The following is a 381-nucleotide window of genomic DNA, read 5'->3' on the forward strand; positions in this document are numbered from 1 at the left end:
GTATAGAAAGTAGATGAACCAACTCCAGCAGAAACAGTAGTTCCATTGAATAGATTTGAAGTTAATTTTCTATATACATCAAATGTACCTTCAATTACTCCATTGTAGTTAAAATCTAAACCAACATTGGCCATAGCCTGCTTCTCCCACTGTAAATAAGGATTTCCTAATCTATATAGATATCCATAAGTATTCTGGTATCCACCAGTACCTGCTGCAGTAGCATTTATTATATCAATGTAATAGTTTGGAAATAAGAACATTGGATTTTGGTTATTAACAGCTGACCCTAAGTTTTGGTTACCCTGAGTACCGTATGAAGCTCTAAGTTTTAACATTCTAAACTTAGTATCTCCCATAAAGGCTTCTTTATCAATATTC

The 381-nt window shown here is 33.3% G+C and carries 1 pseudogene; it reads right to left on the reverse strand.

The features are described 5' to 3' along the window. A pseudogene (locus SCA31_RS22620) lies at positions 1-359 on the reverse strand (SusC/RagA family TonB-linked outer membrane protein); the annotation flags it as partial. Positions 360-381: the final 22 nt, after the last annotated feature.

The organism is Chryseobacterium sp. SIMBA_028, from assembly GCF_046535285.1.
Lineage (GTDB): Bacteria > Bacteroidota > Bacteroidia > Flavobacteriales > Weeksellaceae > Chryseobacterium.